The organism is uncultured Tateyamaria sp. (assembly GCF_947503415.1).
Lineage (GTDB): Bacteria > Pseudomonadota > Alphaproteobacteria > Rhodobacterales > Rhodobacteraceae > Tateyamaria.
In genome coordinates, this window is sequence record NZ_CANNDS010000003.1 from 215,194 (window position 1) to 230,075 (window position 14,882).

General features: G+C 60.4%; 18 protein-coding genes. 7 read left to right on the forward strand and 11 right to left on the reverse strand.

Going from position 1 to position 14,882, the window contains the following annotated elements:
• Positions 1-3 precede the first annotated feature (3 nt).
• Genes pcaD through Q1A32_RS17675 form a run of 5 tightly spaced genes read right to left on the reverse strand, consistent with a single transcriptional unit; the run spans position 4 to position 4,454 of the window.
• A complete protein-coding gene (gene pcaD / locus Q1A32_RS17655) occupies positions 4-792 on the reverse strand; it encodes a 3-oxoadipate enol-lactonase (protein ID WP_299656128.1) in 789 nt (262 codons plus the stop codon).
• 5 nt (positions 793-797) lie between these two features.
• The gene (locus Q1A32_RS17660; RefSeq protein ID WP_299656131.1) at positions 798-1,988 is read right to left on the reverse strand and encodes an endonuclease/exonuclease/phosphatase family protein; all 1,191 of its coding nucleotides are present in this window, start codon (positions 1,986-1,988) and stop codon (positions 798-800) included.
• Entirely contained in the window at positions 1,985-2,956 is a 972-nt protein-coding gene (locus tag Q1A32_RS17665) for a threonine/serine dehydratase (RefSeq protein WP_299656133.1), read from the reverse strand. Before Q1A32_RS17665 ends, Q1A32_RS17660 begins: the two co-directional genes overlap by 4 nt.
• Entirely contained in the window at positions 2,953-3,771 is an 819-nt protein-coding gene (locus tag Q1A32_RS17670) for an alpha/beta fold hydrolase (RefSeq protein ID WP_299656135.1), read from the reverse strand. Before Q1A32_RS17670 ends, Q1A32_RS17665 begins: the two co-directional genes overlap by 4 nt.
• Complete coding sequence (locus tag Q1A32_RS17675) at positions 3,768-4,454, reverse strand: haloacid dehalogenase type II (protein ID WP_299656138.1); 687 nt, start codon at positions 4,452-4,454, stop codon at positions 3,768-3,770. The genes Q1A32_RS17670 and Q1A32_RS17675 overlap by 4 nt, the downstream gene beginning before the upstream one ends.
• A gap of 131 nt (positions 4,455-4,585) precedes the next feature.
• On the opposite strand from Q1A32_RS17675, the gene Q1A32_RS17680 reads away from it, so the two are divergent.
• A complete protein-coding gene (locus Q1A32_RS17680; protein WP_299614835.1) occupies positions 4,586-5,020 on the forward strand; it encodes a peptidylprolyl isomerase in 435 nt (144 codons plus the stop codon).
• Between the two features lie 45 nt (positions 5,021-5,065).
• On the opposite strand, the gene Q1A32_RS17685 is transcribed toward Q1A32_RS17680, so the two are convergent.
• From Q1A32_RS17685 to fabA, 5 genes are all read right to left on the reverse strand, one after another.
• The gene (locus Q1A32_RS17685) at positions 5,066-5,344 is read right to left on the reverse strand and encodes a hypothetical protein (protein ID WP_299656140.1); all 279 of its coding nucleotides are present in this window, start codon (positions 5,342-5,344) and stop codon (positions 5,066-5,068) included.
• 292 nt (positions 5,345-5,636) lie between these two features.
• On the reverse strand, positions 5,637-6,428 hold the full coding sequence (locus tag Q1A32_RS17690; RefSeq protein ID WP_299614840.1) for an enoyl-ACP reductase: 792 nt from the start codon (positions 6,426-6,428) through the stop codon (positions 5,637-5,639).
• A gap of 9 nt (positions 6,429-6,437) precedes the next feature.
• A complete protein-coding gene (gene fabB / locus Q1A32_RS17695) occupies positions 6,438-7,667 on the reverse strand; it encodes a beta-ketoacyl-ACP synthase I (RefSeq protein WP_299614842.1) in 1,230 nt (409 codons plus the stop codon).
• A gap of 62 nt (positions 7,668-7,729) precedes the next feature.
• The gene (locus Q1A32_RS17700) at positions 7,730-8,551 is read right to left on the reverse strand and encodes an alpha/beta fold hydrolase (RefSeq protein WP_299656142.1); all 822 of its coding nucleotides are present in this window, start codon (positions 8,549-8,551) and stop codon (positions 7,730-7,732) included.
• A gap of 93 nt (positions 8,552-8,644) precedes the next feature.
• Complete coding sequence (fabA, locus tag Q1A32_RS17705; RefSeq protein WP_299614846.1) at positions 8,645-9,154, reverse strand: bifunctional 3-hydroxydecanoyl-ACP dehydratase/trans-2-decenoyl-ACP isomerase; 510 nt, start codon at positions 9,152-9,154, stop codon at positions 8,645-8,647.
• A 131-nt stretch (positions 9,155-9,285) separates the two neighbouring features.
• On the opposite strand from fabA, the gene Q1A32_RS17710 reads away from it, so the two are divergent.
• From Q1A32_RS17710 to Q1A32_RS17720, 3 genes are all read left to right on the forward strand, one after another.
• On the forward strand, positions 9,286-10,071 hold the full coding sequence (locus Q1A32_RS17710) for a 2OG-Fe(II) oxygenase (protein ID WP_299656144.1): 786 nt from the start codon (positions 9,286-9,288) through the stop codon (positions 10,069-10,071).
• Positions 10,072-10,144: 73 nt separating this feature from the next.
• Entirely contained in the window at positions 10,145-10,564 is a 420-nt protein-coding gene (gene irrA, locus Q1A32_RS17715; RefSeq protein ID WP_299614851.1) for an iron response transcriptional regulator IrrA, read from the forward strand.
• A 77-nt stretch (positions 10,565-10,641) separates the two neighbouring features.
• Positions 10,642-11,382, forward strand: a complete 741-nt coding sequence (locus Q1A32_RS17720) for a methyl-accepting chemotaxis protein (RefSeq protein ID WP_299656146.1) — start codon at positions 10,642-10,644, stop codon at positions 11,380-11,382.
• A gap of 65 nt (positions 11,383-11,447) precedes the next feature.
• On the opposite strand, the gene Q1A32_RS17725 is transcribed toward Q1A32_RS17720, so the two are convergent.
• Positions 11,448-12,314 carry a hypothetical protein gene (locus tag Q1A32_RS17725; RefSeq protein ID WP_299614858.1) on the reverse strand — a complete coding sequence of 289 codons (867 nt, stop codon included), beginning with the start codon at positions 12,312-12,314 and terminating at the stop codon, positions 11,448-11,450.
• Positions 12,315-12,431: 117 nt separating this feature from the next.
• Here Q1A32_RS17725 and miaB point away from each other — a divergent pair, with 117 nt between their 5' ends.
• The 3 genes from miaB (at position 12,432) to Q1A32_RS17740 (ending at position 14,873) form a co-directional block, all read left to right on the forward strand.
• The gene (gene miaB, locus Q1A32_RS17730; protein WP_299614859.1) at positions 12,432-13,754 is read left to right on the forward strand and encodes a tRNA (N6-isopentenyl adenosine(37)-C2)-methylthiotransferase MiaB; all 1,323 of its coding nucleotides are present in this window, start codon (positions 12,432-12,434) and stop codon (positions 13,752-13,754) included.
• 272 nt (positions 13,755-14,026) lie between these two features.
• On the forward strand, positions 14,027-14,548 hold the full coding sequence (locus Q1A32_RS17735; protein WP_299615489.1) for an OmpA family protein: 522 nt from the start codon (positions 14,027-14,029) through the stop codon (positions 14,546-14,548).
• Positions 14,549-14,558: 10 nt separating this feature from the next.
• Positions 14,559-14,873, forward strand: coding sequence for a hypothetical protein (locus Q1A32_RS17740; protein ID WP_299614862.1), 315 nt, complete (start codon positions 14,559-14,561; stop codon positions 14,871-14,873).
• Positions 14,874-14,882 lie beyond the last annotated feature (9 nt).

Genomic DNA, 14,882 nt, shown 5'->3' on the forward strand with positions numbered 1-14,882 from the left:
GGATCAGATATGCCCCGTGGCGCGCATGAAGTCCGTGAGCACGCGGGCATATTCCTCGGGTTGATCGACGCAAGGCAGGTGGCCCGCCTTGCGGATGAGGTGGAACTGGCTGCCGGGGATCAGATCGACGGTTTCGCGCACCAGATCGGGCGGGGTGGACCCATCTTCGGACCCGGCAATGCCCAGTGTCGGTAGGCGCAGCGTAGCGGTTGTGGCGTAGAAATCCGTGCCAGATATGGCAGCAGAACAGCCAGCATAGCCCTCGTCCTCTTGCCGCGCCAACATGTTGCGCCACAATTCGAGGTCCGTGCTTTGGAGAAAATCGCGCGCAAACCAGCGCTCCATGACCGCATCGGCCAGGCTTTCGATCCCGTCGGTTTTCACGCCCTGAATGCGCTCGTCCCACATCGCCTTGGTGCCGATCTTGGCCCCGGTGTTCGACAGCACCAGAGCGCGCATGAGGTCCAGCCGTTTGACGGCCAACCCTTGCGCAATCAAGCCGCCGATAGAGAGCCCGACGAACAGCACTTCCTTGAAGCCGTGCATGTCCATCAGCGCTTCGCAATCGCTGACCAGCGCGCCCATGGAATAAGGCGCGGGCGGGCAAGTCGACAGTCCGTGCCCCCGCTTGTCAAAGCGCAGGATACGCAGGCCATCGGGCAGCAGCGGCAGGATCGGGTCCCATAGCCGCATGTCCGTGCCAAGTGAGTTTACAAAGACCACCGGCGCGCCGTCCTCCGGCCCGTCGATGCGATAGTGCAGGCGCACGTCACCCAAGTCTGCCATGTGCATTTTGCTTAATCCTTCAATCGCATATGCGCGATGATCTGCCCGTGATCCGAGGCCAGCTTGTTATACGGTGCCTCGGCATGGCTGCCATCGGTCAGATGATCGTTCAACACGCTGAAATAGTCCATGTGCCCGATGCTTCCCGGGGCGTCAGACAGAAAATGGCGGGACATGTAGATCTGGTCGATGCTTTCATACACACCGCCAAACGCTGCCGTATAAACCATGTCGCGACTGGATTTGCGGATGAACTGCTTTTCCGCCGATTGCAGGCGGACGGCCTCTATATCTTCACGGATTTGCGCGTCCTCTTCTTCGGAATAGCGGTCGCGCGGGGTTTCGGCATCGTGGCGCAGCATCCAGGCGTAGTTTTTGAAGGGCTGTTCACCGCTGATAATCTCGGAACTGACGGCGTGTTGTCCGTCGTTGAAATCCCCCACGACCATAACCGGGTTGCCCGCCTGTAGTTCCTCGACGATGGCGCGGCGCAGCACCCAAGCCTCGGCAATACGGCGCAGGGCAGAGCGGGCACCACCCAAGGCCCGGCCCACCGGATCGTATTTTGTCAGGTCCACCTCGGGTGCAAAATCCTCGCCCGGTTGCCGCACGAATTCGCCCAGCTTGGATTTCAGATGGCAATTGAAGACGGTGATCACGTGGTTGCCCACTGGCACGCGCGCCCTGAGGATTGGGCGGCTGAGGCGGGTCAGGCGAAAGCTGCCTCCGCCATCTGGGCCCATGGGGCCAAAGTCGATGTCGATGGGTTCGTCCAGATCCTGAATGATCTTTGGTTCGCCCACGAATCCGAAGCGCGATAGGATCGCAACGCCGGGGCGTCGTTGCCCGGGTCCGGCATCGTTGACGTTTGGGGCCACGGCCAGCGCCGCATCGGTATAGGGACGGTAGGCCAGCTTGCGAAAGATCGCTTTGCGCCGGTAGCGTTTGTCGGGGCCGGGGATGTGTTCCGCGTTGTCAGCCATACCCTCGGCATCGGCGGTGTCGATGACATCGCGCAGGGCGCTTTCTTCGAAAACCTCCTGTAAGCCCACGATGTCGGCGTCCATCGTCTGCAACTGTTCCGACAGCCAGTCGACTTTCCACGCATATTCTTCGGGCGTGTATTGCTGGAAACGGTAGTATTCCTGATCCGGTCCAATCAGGTTCTTGACGTTGAAACTGGCGATGGTGAAGTCGGTCATTCAAGGGTGTCCAATGCACGTTGGAAAAGGGCAGGGTCCACGTTTCCGCCCGATATCGTGACGATCACGTCGTCCCCCTCTATCTGGTCCTGCCGACACAGGGCGGCAGCAAGGGCTGCGGCACCGCCCGGTTCCGCCACGACTTTCACGCGCAGGAAGGCGAGTGCCATGGCGTGCAATGCTTCATCTTCGGTGATGACCAGACCGGGACCGCACAAGCGCTGCATGATGGGAAAGGTCAGGTCACCGGGCTGCGGCGTGATGATGGCGTCGCAGATATTGCCGGACACTGCGCTGTTCCGCTCAATCCCGCCTGAGCGGAGGGAGCGCGTGACGTCATCAAATCCTTCCGGCTCTGCCGGGCGCACGCGCAACCCCGGCGCATCGGCCTCAAGCGCCAAGGCAATGCCGCTGGTCAAACCGCCCCCACCGCAACACACGATCACATCAGCAGCCACGACGCCAACGGCGGCCGCCTGTTCCGCGATCTCCAGGCCTGTTGTGCCCTGACCGGCGATCACCTGCGGTTCGTCATAGGGTTTGATCAGGGTCAGCCCACGCTCCTCGGCCAGTTGCGCGCCGATGATGTCCCGGTCTTCCGACCCGCGATCATAGAGCACCACCTCGGCCCCGAGGGCGCGCGTGTTCTCGATCTTCAACGCAGGTGCATCGCTGGGCATGACGATGACTGATGGTACGCCATGCATCTGTGCGGCCAGAGCCACACCTTGCGCGTGATTGCCGCTGGAAAAGGCGATGACACCAGCGCTGCGCGTACCTTCGTCCAAGGCTGATAGGGCAGACCATGCACCGCGAAACTTGAAGCTGCCGGTGTGCTGCAGGCATTCGGGTTTGATCCAGACGCGGCGCCCCGCGATGTCGTCCAGAAAGGGGGAGTTGAGCAAGGGTGTCACGCGCGCATGGCCGCTTAGTCGCGTCGCAGCGGCGCGGATCATTTCGATATTCAAGTCAGCTTCTCCATCCAAGCCCGTATGGCGTCCAGTGCTTCGGGTTCGTCCAAAAAGGGCACGTGACCTCGACCCGGCACGTCTGCAAAGATCATGTCCGGGCGTCGCGTCCGCATCTTCTGCGCCGTCTCTGTGCTCAGCAGATCAGAGTTTGCACCCCGGATCAGGCACACAGGCTTGTCCGCAAGTGCATCGAAAAAGGGCCACAGATCAGGCACGTCGCCGCCCGCTTCAACCGCATCGCGCAGGTGCGGGTCATACGTGATGTTCAGGCCGTCTTCGGTTTCGACGAAATGGGTCTGCGCTTCTTGCATCCAACGCTCTGGCGACACGCCGTCAAAGCCTTTCAAGACGTAAGCCAAGGCAGCGGCGGCTTCGGCATGGGTGCGCGCAGCGGGTCGCTTGCCGAGAAACGTCATGATGCCCGACAGACCCGCCGGATCAAGCTCGGGTCCCACATCATTCAGGGCGGCACCCAGCAATCGGTCCGGAGCGGCGGCGGCAAGCCCCATCGCATTGAGACCCCCGCGCGACGTGCCCAGAATCGCAACCGAGGACAGAGACAGATGATCCATCAATTCCATCACATCGCGGACCTCGATGGGCAGGGTGTAGTTTTGCCACGTTTCATCCCACTGCGATTGCCCACGCCCGCGGTAATCCATCTTGATCAATCGGCAGGGGGGCAGATGCGGGGTGAGGTACTGAAAGTCCTGTGTGGTGCGGGTCAGCCCGGGCAGGCAGAGCAGGGGCAGGCCCTGTCCCTCGTCTTCGAAATACAGGGACAAGCCGTCGGACGTCTCAAAGGTGCTCATGCGGTGGCAAGCTCCGGGATGCCGGTCAGGTCGGTCAATACGTGTTGCGGCGTCCAGGGCAAGCGGTCCAGTGGCTCGCCCGCGCGATTGACCCATGCAGTGGTAAAGCCGTATCCCGATGCCCCCGCCGCGTCCCACCCATTGGACGACACGAACAGGACTTCGTCCTTGGCACAGCCAAAGCGTTTTCCGACCAGATCGTACACACTTGCATCCGGCTTGAAGATGCCCACGCTTTCCACGGACAGGCAGTCATCCAGCACATCGCGGATGCCCGCCGATTGCACGGCGCCGTTCAGCATGTCAGGTGAGCCGTTGGACAGGATGGCCGTGTTCATGCCGGCCTCTTTCAGGGCATGCAGCATCGCGGGCACTTCCGCATAGGCCTGCAATTCCCAGTAAAGCGCCAGAAGCCGCGCACGCAGGGCGGTGTCGCCGTCCAAGCCATTGCGTTCAAGCGCCCAGTCCAATCCTTCCTGCGTGACCTGCCAGAAGTCGGTATGGGCGCCCGTGATCGCACGGAGCCACGTGTATTGCAGCTGTTTCAAACGCCAATGTTCCGCCACGGCGGGCCATGTGTCGGCCAATTGCGGAAAGTCCGGCTCGGCCGCAGCGATGCGCGCAGCAGCGGCCACGTCGAACAATGTGCCATAGGCGTCAAATATGCAGGTGGTGATGGGCATCGGGCACTCCTTTGGCCGCAGACTGGCACGGGCGGGCAGGGACGAAAAGGGGCGAGGTGGGGTTTACCCTACTGACATCGGCAGGCAGGGTATGTCATCTGTCGAACGGGCAGACATGTTGGGAGGCTCTCATGACGGACATCAAGGACGGCGACACCGTGCGCATCCACTACACCGGGACGTTGCTGGACGGCACCGTCTTTGACAGCTCGGACGGGCGCGACCCGCTGGAGTTCGTGGTTGGGTCCGGGCAGATCATTCCGGGTCTGGATGTGGCGTTGCCGGGGATGTCGGAGGGCGAGAAGAAATCCGTGAGCATCCCGTGCGACAAAGCCTATGGTCCGATCAACCCCGCTTTGCGGCAGGACGTGCCACGCGATGCCATTCCGGAAGAAATCCCGTTGGAAGTGGGGCTGCAACTGCAGATGCAGACACCTCAGGGTCAGCCGATGCCTGTCACTGTGGTTGAGATCGGCGACAGCGAGGTCACGCTGGATGCAAATCACCCGCTGGCCGGCCAGGACCTGAAATTTGATTTCGAGGTTGTGTCTTTCGACGCTGGCTGACGCGCGTTCACGCATTCGCGGAACGACGCCCCACCCACCGTCCCATCAGCCATCCGGTGCCAATCCGCGCAGTGCCTTTGCCACCGCGTCAGCCTGTGCTTGTGTGTCATCGCTCGCAAGTATCGCGTCCGCTGGCGTTCCGCCCCGGCGCACGGGCACGGCGTTGCGCGGCATCTGCCTGACCTGCACGTCGGCAGGGGCGTCGAATTGCGCGGCGTGTGAGCGGGGCGGCACATCATGCGCGGCGGCGATAACCTGCTCGACAAAGCCCGGGTTCATGCGCAGGGCCAACAGGAGCCCCAAGCCCGTAAATGAAAAAAGCACACGTCCCAACCACTTCGACCGTCTGGCGCGGGCGGCTCTGCGGTCCAATATGCGCGCGTGGCGCATTGGGTCTTTGATGTGTCGTGGCGTGAACACTGCGGAGCACCTGACGTTGACCATCCGAAGGCGGATCTCAGGGCGGATTTGGCAGAAAACCCAACCTGCAAGTGCATGATGACCAGCAAAAGATTTACAAAATCTTTCGATTTACCGCGGTGTGATCAAGGATGCGGAGGAAACGCGTGGGCCTATCAAGGGCCACGTGGTGTGTCCCGAGGAGTGAGGTCCGGCATTACAGATGATCGGGTTGCGGCATCCCCAGCACGTGAAAGCCACCATCCACGCGGATCGTCTCGCCCGTGGTGCAGGCACCGGCATCCGAACACAGGTACACGGCCGTACCACCCACCGCCTCAAGCGTTGCGTTAGAGCGCAAGGGCGCGTTCTGATCGGTGTGCTTGTACGTTTTGCGCGCGCCAGCGATGGCAGAGCCTGCCAGTGTTTTCATAGGTCCGGGAGAGATGGCATTGACGCGAATGCCGTCGGGGCCCAGGTCGTTCGCAAGATAGCGTGTGGCCGATTCCAGCGCGGCCTTGGCCACACCCATCACGTTGTAGTTCGGCACAACACGGTTTGATCCGAGATAGGTCAGCGTGATCAGCGATCCGCCGTTTTCGACCATCATCGGATGCGCCCGTCGGGCCACCTCGATGAAGGAATAAGCCGAGATATCCATGGAATGCTTGAAGTTCGCGCGGCTCGTGTTCAGGAACCGACCGGTCAATTCCGATTTGTCGGAAAAGGCCACCGCGTGGATCAGGAAGTCAATCGTTGGCCAGCGGGCTTCAAGGGCCTCAAACGCGGCGTCCAGCGATGCGTCATCGGTCACATCCACATCGACCATGAAGTCCGACCCGACGCTGGCGGCCAACGGCTCCAACCGCTTGCCGAAGGCTTCGCCCTGGTAGCTGAACGCCAATTCCGCTCCGGCTTCGTGCATCGCCTTGGCAATGCCCCATGCGATGGATCGGTCATTCGCAACACCCATCACAAGGCCGCGTTTTCCTGCAAGCAATCCCGTCATATTCAAATCTTACCCGTGATATTTCGAAAGGATCATCGATCCATTGGTGCCGCCGAAGCCAAACGAATTGGTCATCACCGAATCGAGCCCTGCATTTGCGCGCATCTCGGTCGCGATCTCTGCCGGATCAAGCGCAGGGTCGAGTGTTTCGACATTGATCGACGGTGTGATGAAATCGTGGTCAAGCATCAGGAGGCTGAAGATCGCTTCGAGCGCGCCAGCCGCGCCTTGCGCGTGTCCCGTCATTGACTTTGTGGAACTCACGGGTGGTGTCGTGCCCTGCCCAAAGACGCGGCGGACCGCTTCGATTTCGCCCACATCGCCCACCGGGGTCGATGTGCCGTGCGCGTTGATATAGCTGACCTTGCGGTCCTGCGGCAGTGTCTCAAGGGCTGCGCGCATCGCCCGTTCGCCACCTTCGCCCGAAGGGGCGACCATGTCGTGGCCGTCGGAGGTGGCCGCGTAGCCCGTCACTTCTGCATAGATCTTGGCGCCGCGCGCTTTTGCATGCTCGAGTTCTTCGAGCACGACAATGCCGCCACCGCCCGAGATCACAAACCCATCGCGGTCCGCATCAAACGCGCGGCTCGCCTTGGCAGGTGTGTCATTGTATTTCGACGACATCGCGCCCATCGCGTCGAACAGGCAAGACAGGGTCCAATCCAGTTCCTCTGCGCCGCCTGCGAACATCACATCCTGTTTGCCCAGCATGATCTGTTCGGCCGCATTTCCGATGCAATGCAGCGAGGTCGAACAGGCGCTGGTGATGGAATAGTTGATGCCCTTGATCTTGAAGCCCGTCGCAAGGTTCGCGCTGATGGTCGAGGACATGCACTTGGGCACCGCAAAGGGGCCGATGCGCTTGGTGGCTCCGGTTTTCAAGACGGTCTGATGCGCCGTCAGCATCGCCGACGTGGACGGCCCGCCCGAGCCTGCCACCAGTCCGGTGCGCGGGTTCACAACATCGCTTTCGTCCAGACCTGCATCCGCAATGGCCTGCGTCATGGCGATATGCGCATAGGCCGCGCCCGGTCCCATGAACCGCAAGGCGCGCTTGTCCACGTGTTCTTTGACATCAAGTTTCAGTGTGCCCGCGATCTGGCTGCGAAAGCCGTGCTCGGCCATGTCGGGGCTGGCTTCGATGCCGGAGGTGCCGTCCTTCAGACTGGCAAGAACCTGGTCCGTGTCGTTCCCGATGGATGAAACGATGCCGAGGCCCGTTACAACAACCCTGCGCATGTGCGCTCCTTCATCTAAGTGTTGTCCCATGTAGGACAGGGCCGCAGGCAGGCGCAACCCGTTTACCCTGCGGAGGTACTTACGCCAGCAAGGAAACCGGTCATCGCGTCTGTCACCGCCGCAGGAGTCTCCACGGGCGCGCTGTGGCCCGCCCTGGGGATCGTGACCAAAGAAGATCCTGCAATTGCGGCCTGCATTTTGCGCGATTGTGCGACGGGCGTTGCGATATCGTCTTCGCCCACGATGATCAGGGTTGGGGGCTGTGTCGTGAGGGCCTCCAGCGCGTCCAGAACGGAATCGCGGTTAAAGATCGCCTTGCCAAAGCGGTAGATCGATCCCTTGTCCAGATTGACGATGCGCTTCCGCCAGGTGGCCACTTCGCCTGTGCGCGCGGGGTCCGTAAGGAACGGTTGCGCCATCAGGATCGGCATCACCTTGCCCAGCAAGGGCCGGGTGCCGATCAGGCGCACGGCAAACAGCAGCTGGTTGTATTGCTTCATCGCACTTTGATCTTCGGCCCCGGCGGCGGTGTCGATCAAGGTCAGGCTACGGATCAACTCCGGCGCACGCAAGGCGAGCCGCACGCCCACAAACCCGCCGGTCGACATGCCCGCGAAATGAACCGGGCCGTCGCACAACTGCCGGATCAATGCGGCCGCGTCATCGACAAGGTCGTACATTCCAAACGGTGTTCTGCACTGCGCGCTTTGCCCATGCCCTCGATGATCAAAGGCGATCACGCGATAGCAGGTAGCCAGCTCTGCGATCTGGTGGTCGAACATGCGGTGATCCATCAGGAACCCATGGGAAAAAACGACCGTCTCCGGCCCACTTCCGGTCTCAATGTAGTGCAGAGTTGTTCCGTTGACGTCGATGCTTGGCATAGCTGGTTCTCCGCTGCAGACCTGCGCCGAACGCTCACGCAGCAGCGCGCGCCGGTCAAGGGACAACATCGGGAGGAACGGAAAGGAAAGGCCTCAGCTCTCGCTCAAAGCGACCTTCATATCCTTGACCTCATAGATCACCTCACCATCCGCTTCGACGATGCCGTCAGCGACACCCATGGTCAGGCGGCGGGTCTGGATGGCCTTGGTGAAGTCGATCTTGTAGGTCAGCATCTTGCGTTCGGGACGCACCATGCCCTTGAGTTTCACCTCACCCACCCCGAGCGCATAGCCGCGCCCTGTCCAGCCGCGCCAACCCAGATTGAAGCCGGTCAACTGCCACAGCCCATCCAGACCCAGACAGCCGGGCATGATCGGATTGCCGGGAAAGTGGCACTCAAAGAACCACAGATCAGGCGTGATATCGAACTCGGCCGTGATGTGGCCCTTGCCGTGCGCGCCGCCATCTGCGGACACATCCGTGATGCGATCCATCATCAGCATCGGCGGCTCGGGCAATTGCGCGTTTCCGGGGCCGAACAGCTCGCCGCGGGCGCACTTCAACAGATCGTCTTTGTCGAAACTGGTGGGGTAGTTTGCCATTCGGGCCTCGTATTCGTCGCGCATGTGTTCCCGTCAATGGGTCTGGTCCGTCTAGCACCGGGGGGGCAAAGGGTGCAAGGGCAGGGCATGGTGTCTTGTTATGTAGGCACGCGTCCGGCAGGGTTCGCGCCATGGACCACATCATCAATCTCGACCGCTATCCGCTGCACCGACCGAACACACCGGAATGGGACGAACTGGTCTCGTTTGCCAAGGACGGGTTGGCGCAGGACGGCTTGTTCAACCTGCCGGGGTTCATGACGCCGCAGGCGCTTGCATCCGTGCTGGAGCACGTTCACCCGCGGATGGCGTCAGAGAGCTTTCACCACCGGCGCTGGCATAACATTTACTTCAAGGACACTGTCGACGGCCTCTCCCCAGATGACCCGGCGCTGACCAAGGTGGAAACGGCCAATCACACGCTGTGTCACGACCAGATGCACGGCACGGCGCTGGACCAGATCTACCAATGGCCTGAATTCGCTCAATTTCTTGCGGCCGTGATGGACAAGTCGCGTCTTTACACAATGGACGACGCGCTGGCCGGGCTGAACGTGCTGGAATACCGTCCGGGCGAGGCGCTCAATTGGCATTTCGACCGCTCGATCTTTACCACGACGCTGCTGTTGCAAGAGGCAACGGAGGGTGGCGTGTTCGAGTACGCCAAGGATTTGCGCAGCGACGAGAACCCCAACCATACAGGCATTGCCAAGCTGCTCAGCGGGACGGTCGCGACGAAACAGTTGGCGCAGGACGCGGGCACACTGAACGTTTTTCTGGGGGTCAACACGGCGCACAAGGTTACAACCGTTGGGCCGGGCACCTCTCGGATCGTAGCGGTTCTGTCGCACTACGACACGCCAGGACGCGCCTTCTCTGCCGAGGAACAGATGGGCTTTTTCGGACGTGTGGCATAATGCGCCTTGGGCTTTTGCGATTGAATTGCAAACGGCCCGCCCTTTATATGGTATGTAAGGGAAAGAGGACACGATGACCGACACGCAACACGACGTAGGTACGACATGGCTTGCAGGGGCGGGGCTGCGCCCGACGCGCCAGCGTGTGACGCTTGCTGCTTTGTTGATCGGTGATGGCCAACACCGCCATGTGACGGCAGAAAGCCTGTTCGAGGCGGCCAAGGATCAGGGCGAAGCGGTGTCGTTGGCCACCGTCTACAACACGCTGCGTGCGTTTTGCGATGCCGGGCTGATGCAGGAAGTCACGGTGGACGGGTCAAAAAGCTACTTCGACACAAACACCCACGACCATCCGCACTTTTTCTGGGAAGACGAGGCCAAGCTGACCGATGCCCCGTCAGACGAGTTGGTGATTGCGCAATTGCCCGATGCACCCGAAGGGGCAGAGATTGCATCCGTTGATGTCGTGATACGCCTGCGCCGCAAGAAATAAGCGCTCAGCCTCCTTTACCAACATCTAACACATTGTCTGTAACTCTCTGTCATTCTTCCGGCGCAGGGGTCTGAGACGTGTTGGACACTGAACGAAACTCTGATCAGGGCGCTACCAAAGCGCCGCTGTCGCGATTGCTTCAATTGCAATGCCGTGCGCTGGCGGCTGTGCCGCACGAATTTCGCGCTGTTGGGACATGGTTGAATTACAACTGTGCGCTGCTGACCCAGCTTGATGATGTCGAGCACCGTGAACGTGTTTTGGCGGATATGAACGACGCACGCACAGCGCTGGACAAGGTGATGCTTTATTTCGACCTGAACAGCGACATACCGGATGTGCATCCGCAGGCGCTGGAATGGTTTCGCTCGTGCCTGCAGCGCGCGCCGCAGAAATCCGAACCATTCCGCAAGACGGCGAACATGTTGTCACATGTGCAGGATGTGGTTCTGAATGATCCTGCGGCCGCGAAGAACATACACCGCGACACATCCCACTACATCATCACGCAGCTTGCGCCCGAGATCGTTGCATTGCTCGATATTCTGAACGCTGAGGTGGAACAGCAGGAACAGGACCGCGTGCATTACGCCGAGCAGTTGCGGTCCAAGGCAGATGCCGCCGTGTCTGACATCAAGTCGATCAGCAAGATGGTTCGCCTCATCTCGCTCAACGCGTCTGTCGAGGCGGCGCGGGCCGGCGATGCCGGGCGCGCTTTCGGCGTCATCGCGTCAGAGGTCAAAGCCATGTCCGAAGCAATTCAGACATCGGCCAACACGGTCACAGGAACGGTGCGCGACCTGTCGGACCGGTTGTAGTCGATACCGCGCGGCGCACATGTTTAGTTGTTTTTGAAATTACCCGCGGGTCGCCTCGCCACGTGTCAAAACCACTGACCGGGCTCCATCAGCCCAAGGTCAAGAAGCTGCCGGGAATGCCACTCAAACGGTGCCGAGTTGTGCCATTTGAACGTGTCGATGTCATAGGTGCTGCCCGGGTTCAGCTTCAACGCCTTGGCTGTCCGAAACGAACAGATGGCTGATGTCAGGTTGTGATGCCACTGGCAGGCGTAGGTATTGTATTCTTGATCGTTGAAGGTGTGATCGTCGCGCAGCTCCAGCCCCGGTTTGGTCTTGAACAAGGATATCCTGTCGATCTTGCGCCGCGCCTCGGGAACGTGTTCTTCAAACCGCCAACGCAACCCGCCATAGAAGTTCAACTGCCGCTCTTTCGGATGCCCGTCCTCGCCGGAGCGGGCCAAGGCGTAGTAGCCTGAACGGTCCAGATGCGCCCGATCAAGCGACACCGCGTTTGGGCAGTCCCACAGGTCATCCGCGTACAGATCGACCACATAGGTCAGCATCGCATTGCGCCGCTCTTCGGTGTGAAAGGCCAGCATCTCGCCGACAGATCTTGTTTCGCAAAAAGGGTGAAACAGGAATTCGGCGTTGTAGCAGTAGTACATCCACGTGCCGGGCGGCACGGCCCCGATCACCCCGTTGACCGCTGTCTGCAGCGCACCCGACTTCGAGGTGTCGAAATCAATGCGTATCACCGTTTCTGCCAAATCCCGTGCCAGCTCGAACCGCGACGGCATGAATGCAATGACGTGCGTGAACCCTGCCTGCTGATGGTGCCGCAGGGTGGTGTCAACTTCCACGTCGTCCTCGGCCAGAACAACGGCCACCGACCCTTTTTTGGGGATCGCCACGTGGTCGTTTATGAAACTGTTCAGACTGTCGAAGTGCATGGTCTGCCTCAATTGACTTTGTTGTCGTCAAATTTCGGTTAATCCGCCTCGCATTGCAAGATGTCGGACGGGCTGGTAGAGCGCGCATTCCATCCAAATGTTCCGGGATAGCAACCCATGTCGACGCCCAAGAAGCTCTTTATCAAGACCTACGGCTGCCAGATGAACGTCTATGACAGCGAACGGATGGCCGAGGCGCTGGGCGGGCAGGGCTATGTGGAAACGACCACGGCAGACGATGCCGACATGATCCTGCTGAACACCTGCCACATCCGCGAGAAGGCTGCCGAAAAGGTCTATTCCGAATTGGGGCGGTTCAAGGGGCTCAAGGCCGACAAACCCGATCTCAAGATCGGCGTTGCGGGCTGCGTGGCTCAGGCCGAAGGGCAGGAAATCATGCGCCGCCAGCCGATGGTCGATCTGGTTGTCGGCCCCCAAAGCTACCACCGCCTGCCCGAGATGGAGGCGAAGACGCGTGAAGGTGAAAAGGCGCTCGACACCGATTTCCCCGAAGAAGACAAATTCGAGAAGCTCAAAGGCCGCCGCAAGGCCCAGCGTGGTCCGACGGCCTTCCTGACCGTTCAGGAAGGCTGCGACAAGTTCTGCGCATTCTGCGTGGTGCCCTACACCCGTGGCGCTGAAGTCAGCCGCCCGGTGGATCGCATCCTGACCGAAGCCCGCGATCTGGTCGAACGCGGCGTGCGCGAGATCACCCTGCTGGGCCAAAACGTCAACGCCTATCATGGCGCTGGCCGGGACGGGTCGGATTACACCTTGGCCAAGCTGATCTGGGATCTGGACAAGGTGGACGGGCTCGAACGCATCCGCTTCACCACCAGCCACCCCAATGACATGACGGATGACCTGATCGAGGCACATGGCACCTGTTCCAAGCTGATGCCCTACCTGCATTTGCCGGTACAATCGGGCAGTGACCGCATCCTCAAGCGCATGAACCGGAGCCACACCGCCGAAAGTTACCTGCGTGTCATCGAACGCATCCGCGACGCACGCCCCGATATCCTGATGTCGGGCGACTTCATCGTGGGCTTCCCCGAAGAGACAGAGGAAGACTTCCAGGCAACGCTCGATTTGGTGGAAGAGGTCAATTACGGCTACGCCTACAGCTTCAAGTATTCCACCCGCCCGGGCACCCCGGCGGCAGAACGCGCTCAGGTGGACGCAGCGCAGGCCGATGACCGGTTGCAACGGCTGCAATCCCTGATCACCCGCCAGCAACGCGCCATTCAACAAAGCATGGTCGGGCGCACGGTGAATGTGCTGTTCGAAAAGCCCGGAAGGTTGCCGGGTCAGATGGGCGGCAAAAGCGACTATCTGCACGCGGTTCATGTGGCCGATGCACCGGTTCAAATCGGTGATATCGCCCCCGTCAGAATCGTTGAAGCTGCGACAAATTCTCTGGCCGGTGTGATCGACTGATTGGGCCCTTTGCCGCGAAATCAGGTGAAAATTGCGCGGCTCAATTGTAAGTCGGCTGATTTTAGACACAATATCTGGTAAAAACGGGTTCACAGAACGTTAATTTTTCCCTACGGTTTTTCGCAGAGTGGCGAGGGTCGGCCTGTTTCCGGGCAAGTTGTTGATCCTTGCGGGGGACCAACAAAAAGGGACAGGCTGTGGCGAAATTGTTTTCAAAAACAGGTCATAAGCTTCTAGCAACGGCGGCTGCCACCGCTGTGGCTTTGACATCGATGATGGTGTCGGACGTGTCCGCGCAGGCCTTCGGGCAGACGCGGTCGCAGGAAGGACGCGATCAGGGCCAGTATATTCCGACCATCTGGGTGGACCCCGATGGGTGCGAACACTGGGTGATGGATGACGGGGCAGAGGGCTACATGACCCCGCACACCAACCGCAAAGGCATCCCGGTGTGCCGCCGTGGCAACCTGTGTGGCGTGATGCAATCCGATCAGTTCTTTGCAACCGACAGCTTCCGCATTCACAAGGCAGGCCGCGAGCGTCTGGCGAAGTTCTTCCAGGATTCGTCCGCCCAGGCGTTCATCATCACCGGTCACACGGACAGCCGGGCCAGCGATGCCTACAACCTGCGCCTGTCGTTGAACCGGGCCAACTCGGTGGCTGCGGTTGCCCAACAGTCCGGTGCGCGGATCGCAGATGTTCGGGGCTACGGTGAACGCTTGCCCGCGCAGCCGAACAACACCGCAAAAGGCATGGCTGCCAACCGCCGTGTCGAAATCATCTGCATTCAGTGAGGGACGCAAAATGACCAAGTTAAAATTCGTCCCGCTGCTTGTTGCCGGTTTCGCGCTTGCCGCGTGTGCCGACGGCTTCGGTGACGGGCTGCCCGCAGACAAGACAATTGACCGCGGCACCGACGCCAAGGACCTGAGCCAGTTGCAGGCCGGTATCTGGGTGGATCCCAATGGCTGTGATCACTGGATCATTGATGACGGCGTTGAAGGATACCTGTCCGCGCGTCTTGACCGCTACGGCAAACCGGTATGCTCCGGCGTCGCGGAACCCACGCGAACGGTCGGTGACTTCAAAGGTGGCTCGCGCATCAACGACCCGAATTGATCGTGATCG

Bases quoted from the DNA above. Each gene is read 5' to 3' on its own strand.
- irrA (WP_299614851.1), top strand. From the start codon at position 10,145: ATGACCGACACGCAACACGACGTAGGTACGACATGGCTTGCAGGGGCG.
- Q1A32_RS17660 (WP_299656131.1), bottom strand. From the start codon at position 1,988: ATGACCGACTTCACCATCGCCAGTTTCAACGTCAAGAACCTGATTGGA.
- Q1A32_RS17725 (WP_299614858.1), bottom strand. From the start codon at position 12,314: ATGCACTTCGACAGTCTGAACAGTTTCATAAACGACCACGTGGCGATC.
- Q1A32_RS17670 (WP_299656135.1), bottom strand. From the start codon at position 3,771: ATGAGCACCTTTGAGACGTCCGACGGCTTGTCCCTGTATTTCGAAGAC.
- Q1A32_RS17680 (WP_299614835.1), top strand. From the start codon at position 4,586: ATGACGGACATCAAGGACGGCGACACCGTGCGCATCCACTACACCGGG.
- fabA (WP_299614846.1), bottom strand. From the start codon at position 9,154: ATGGCAAACTACCCCACCAGTTTCGACAAAGACGATCTGTTGAAGTGC.
- Q1A32_RS17675 (WP_299656138.1), bottom strand. From the start codon at position 4,454: ATGCCCATCACCACCTGCATATTTGACGCCTATGGCACATTGTTCGAC.
- fabB (WP_299614842.1), bottom strand. From the start codon at position 7,667: ATGCGCAGGGTTGTTGTAACGGGCCTCGGCATCGTTTCATCCATCGGG.
- Q1A32_RS17700 (WP_299656142.1), bottom strand. From the start codon at position 8,551: ATGCCAAGCATCGACGTCAACGGAACAACTCTGCACTACATTGAGACC.
- Q1A32_RS17710 (WP_299656144.1), top strand. From the start codon at position 9,286: ATGGACCACATCATCAATCTCGACCGCTATCCGCTGCACCGACCGAAC.
- Q1A32_RS17735 (WP_299615489.1), top strand. From the start codon at position 14,027: ATGATGGTGTCGGACGTGTCCGCGCAGGCCTTCGGGCAGACGCGGTCG.
- pcaD (WP_299656128.1), bottom strand. From the start codon at position 792: ATGCACATGGCAGACTTGGGTGACGTGCGCCTGCACTATCGCATCGAC.
- Q1A32_RS17740 (WP_299614862.1), top strand. From the start codon at position 14,559: ATGACCAAGTTAAAATTCGTCCCGCTGCTTGTTGCCGGTTTCGCGCTT.
- Q1A32_RS17690 (WP_299614840.1), bottom strand. From the start codon at position 6,428: ATGACGGGATTGCTTGCAGGAAAACGCGGCCTTGTGATGGGTGTTGCG.
- miaB (WP_299614859.1), top strand. From the start codon at position 12,432: ATGTCGACGCCCAAGAAGCTCTTTATCAAGACCTACGGCTGCCAGATG.